The sequence below is a fragment of the Lelliottia wanjuensis genome, from assembly GCF_030238365.1.
In the GTDB taxonomy this organism is placed as follows: domain Bacteria; phylum Pseudomonadota; class Gammaproteobacteria; order Enterobacterales; family Enterobacteriaceae; genus Enterobacter; species Enterobacter wanjuensis.
The window spans coordinates 1-3,411 of the sequence record NZ_JASSOT010000013.1 but is presented as its reverse complement, the minus strand read 5'-3'; the positions used below and the strand labels follow the sequence as shown (position 1 = coordinate 3,411).

Below are 3,411 nucleotides of genomic sequence, written 5' to 3'. Positions count from 1 at the left end.
AATACGAACGTTTTCCTTCCCGTCCGCCTGAACAGGTGTGGGCTGAGCTCGCACGTCTGGCCGGAAGCATGCTGACCTTTTCTCTGGACCATGATCTTGACGCCATACCGGGATATGACCACGAGGAACCTGCCAATGCGTTTCCACCGTTGTTTGACTTGATCACGGGTTTGCTGGAGGCAAGTCTGCCATCCCGGGTCATTGCTCTGGAAATGTCTCGTCCGGACGGACAGACCTGGAAAGCAAACCTTCACGATATTCGTCTGCGTGAAGAAGCCGACCTCTATCTCTCTGTTCGCTCTGATATCCCGGCCTGGCAGGTTGCCGATAAATTCCCGGCACTTTGTCAGGCAGGTTCGCCTGATGACGTCAATGAGATCTATGGTGTTGCACTCAAGGGTATCCCTCTGATCCCTGTCAGCAGGGTTCCAGCCGCATTGCCTGTACGTATGGAAAATCAGTACTTCGCGCTTGATATGGAAAGCCCCGCTGCGCATGAAATGCAGGAGCAGGGCGTGTGTATATTCTACGTGCCTGAAATGCTTGGCGCACTGGAACTTGAACTGTTTGCGGTATTGCGCTCATGAGACAGGATATCGATATCGACCAGCTGATGACGGATACCTGGCTTACCGTCACCATGCTGAAGAAAGGCGCTGTCACGCTCAATGGCAGTGCGCTTTACGACAAGTGCGTTAAACAGGTTGAAAGTGTGCGGGAAGCGCTGGAGCGTGCCGGTTACGACGAGGCCAGCGTCGGACATATTTCCTATGCACAATGTGCTTTGCTGGACGAGGCAGTAATGAGCCGTAAGCCTGAAAAGTGCGAGGAAGGAGAAGAGCCGAAAGTTGATGAGGGCCAGGCTGCATGGCGTAAAGCCCCGCTTCAGGCCCGATTTTTCGGATCACTTCGGGCAGGTGAGGCGTTATGGGATCGCATTGCAGAAGTTCTGCGTCAGCCCTCACCGAACCCGACCGTTTTGACGTGCTATCACCGGGTTATTGCACTTGGTTTTCAGGGGTTGTATGGCCTGAAGGCGGTCAGTCAGTCACAGCGGGATGAAGTCGTCAAAGCCCTTTCTGAGCGAGTCTCTCCGCCTGATGCAGGCCTGTCTCTGATTGTTCACCGGATGGGGAAACATCGCTGGAGTCTGATGCGTTCAGTCTGGTTCTGGATAACGCTTGCCATCATCCTGACCGGCGTTATCTGGTGGGGTGGTCATCTGTGGCTCCAGGCACTGTTGTCAGCACAAATACCGGAGCTGCATGGCTAATGCGTAGATCAGTCATTATTCCGGTTGCCCTGCACACCTTAGCTGCTGTTGCCACATTGCTGTGGTTGCTCTGGTATTTCATCCCAACAGGAAACGTGTTTAAAAGCCTGACCACGGTGCTGATCTTCCTGCTGGCAGGCTGGACTGTTTTTAAGAACTGCCGCCGGGAGCAGCCGGTATCCGACACCACCGTTTCAGCTGCTGACCTGCCACTACCCGACACCGAGGGCCCCGTTGTTCTGGTATGCGGTGACAGGCTGGATGCGCTGTTTCAGGGGAGTCCTCTGCGTAAAACAGCTCAGGGCTGGTGGCTCCGGGCCGATGACGTCAGCCGGTTAACGGATGTTGTCCGCAACATACAGACGCAGTTCCCACGCCAGGTTGGTCAGCTTTCGGTGATGTACCGCTGCCTGCCAGACAATCATCAGGATGAAGCGGTTCTGCGCTCCACACTGAAGACGCTCCGGCAGCAGAGTAAACAGATAAAATCCCTGACGGGTTTTACACTGCCGGTGGTGGTGAGTGCCGAATTCTCCGGCCCTGAGACACCGTGGATAATTGTTCGGGGTGACAAGCCGATTGTGTGTCCGGCAAATGACTCGCCGCAGGCTTTCATCGACTGGCAGCAGACTGATGACAATATTACGGCGCTGCCCGCGATCAGTCAGGCATTTTCATTTATCCGTAAAACCCTGACTGATGAGCTTGAGAAGCCTGATCGGTTAACGCCCCCTGAACGAGCATTTTCCGTGGTAATGCGCCTCGGTTCCGTCCTTCCCGAAACACAGTCAGTCTGGGCTGACTGGCTATATTCCCGCACCTGTTTGCAGTTTTCCCGAAAACCAGGGCAGACAGATCCGGCAAGTCTGTTTCCGGATGCGGTTCTGCCGCTGCTGGCTCCTTTTGCATCGACTGTGCAGGGGGGCCACCGTACCCGTCGCATAATCCTGCTGATGTGGCTGTGTGCCCTGACTGCATTGGGTATTTCTGCACTCAATAACCGTGACCTGATCCGTCAGGTGAGCACCGATTTACAGCGCTGGAATGCAATCCCGATGAACCACTATCGCCCTAAGGCAGAATCACTGACCACCCTGAAACAGGATGCGCTTCTGCTTGAACGCTGGCAGCGTCAGGGAGAGCCTTTGCGTTACAGCCTGGGCTATTACCCGGGCCAACGACTGTGGCTGGCCTTGCAACAGGCTATCGATACCTGGACTCCTCCACCCGCACCTGAACCCAAACCAGTACCGAAAATTGTTCGTCTCGACAGCATGTCGCTGTTTGATTCCGGTAAATCCGTGTTGAAACCGGGCTCCACCAAAATGCTGGTCAACTCGCTGGTCGGAATCAAAGCCAGACCAGGCTGGCTTATCGTGGTCAGCGGTCACACAGACAATACCGGCAGCGTTCAGTTAAATCAGACTCTGTCTTTGCAAAGGGCAGAGGCGGTTCGTAACTGGATGCGTGATACCGGGGACGTACCGGAAAGTTGTTTTGCCGTGCAGGGTTACGGTGACAGCCGACCAATTGCATCAAACGACATGCCTGATGGCCGTGCGCATAACCGGCGTGTCGAGATCAGTCTGGTACCGCAGGCCGACGCCTGTCGTCTGCCAGGCGCAAAACATACGTCACAGGATGTACGTGACGTTTCAACTCAAGAAATGGAGAAGTAAACATGGCAATCCCGGTTTATCTGTGGCTGAAAGACGATGGCGGTGCTGACATCAAGGGTTCCGTAGATGTAAAAGATCGCGAAGGAAGCATCGAAGTTGTTGCTCAGGAACACAACCTGTACATCCCGACTGATAACAACACCGGCAAGCTGACCGGCACCCGTATTCACACGCCGTTCCTGTTCACCAAAGAAATCGATTCTTCCAGCCCGTATCTGTACAAAGCGGTGACCACGGGCCAGACCCTGAAATCTGCTGAGTTCAAGTGGTACAAAATCAACGACGCAGGCCAGGAAGTTGAGTACTTCAACACCAAACTGGAAAACGTGAAACTGGTTAAAGTTGCGCCGAAAATGCACGACATCAAGGATCCTTCTTTCGAGAAGCATAACCATCTTGAGCAGATCGAGCTGCGCTACGAAAAAATCACCTGGACCTACAAAGACGGCAACATCATTC

General features: G+C 54.1%; 4 protein-coding genes. All 4 read left to right on the top strand.

What is annotated here, in order from left to right; translation table 11 throughout:
* On the top strand, window positions 1-587 hold a 587-nt coding region (tssK, locus tag QQF33_RS03285; protein ID WP_285157369.1), incomplete at its 5' end, for a type VI secretion system baseplate subunit TssK.
* Complete coding sequence (gene tssL, locus QQF33_RS03280) at window positions 584-1,273, top strand: type VI secretion system protein TssL, short form (RefSeq protein ID WP_285157368.1); 690 nt, start codon at window positions 584-586, stop codon at window positions 1,271-1,273. The genes tssK and tssL, both read left to right, overlap by 4 nt.
* Entirely contained in the window at window positions 1,273-2,952 is a 1,680-nt protein-coding gene (locus QQF33_RS03275) for an OmpA family protein (RefSeq protein WP_285149745.1), read from the top strand. The genes tssL and QQF33_RS03275 overlap by 1 nt, the downstream gene beginning before the upstream one ends.
* A 2-nt stretch (window positions 2,953-2,954) precedes the next feature.
* On the top strand, window positions 2,955-3,411 hold a 457-nt coding region (locus QQF33_RS03270; RefSeq protein WP_285157367.1), incomplete at its 3' end, for an Hcp family type VI secretion system effector.

Excerpts from the sequence above, each read along its gene's own strand:
- tssL (WP_285157368.1), top strand. The coding sequence starts at position 584 with ATGAGACAGGATATCGATATCGACCAGCTGATGACGGATACCTGGCTT.
- QQF33_RS03275 (WP_285149745.1), top strand. The coding sequence starts at position 1,273 with ATGCGTAGATCAGTCATTATTCCGGTTGCCCTGCACACCTTAGCTGCT.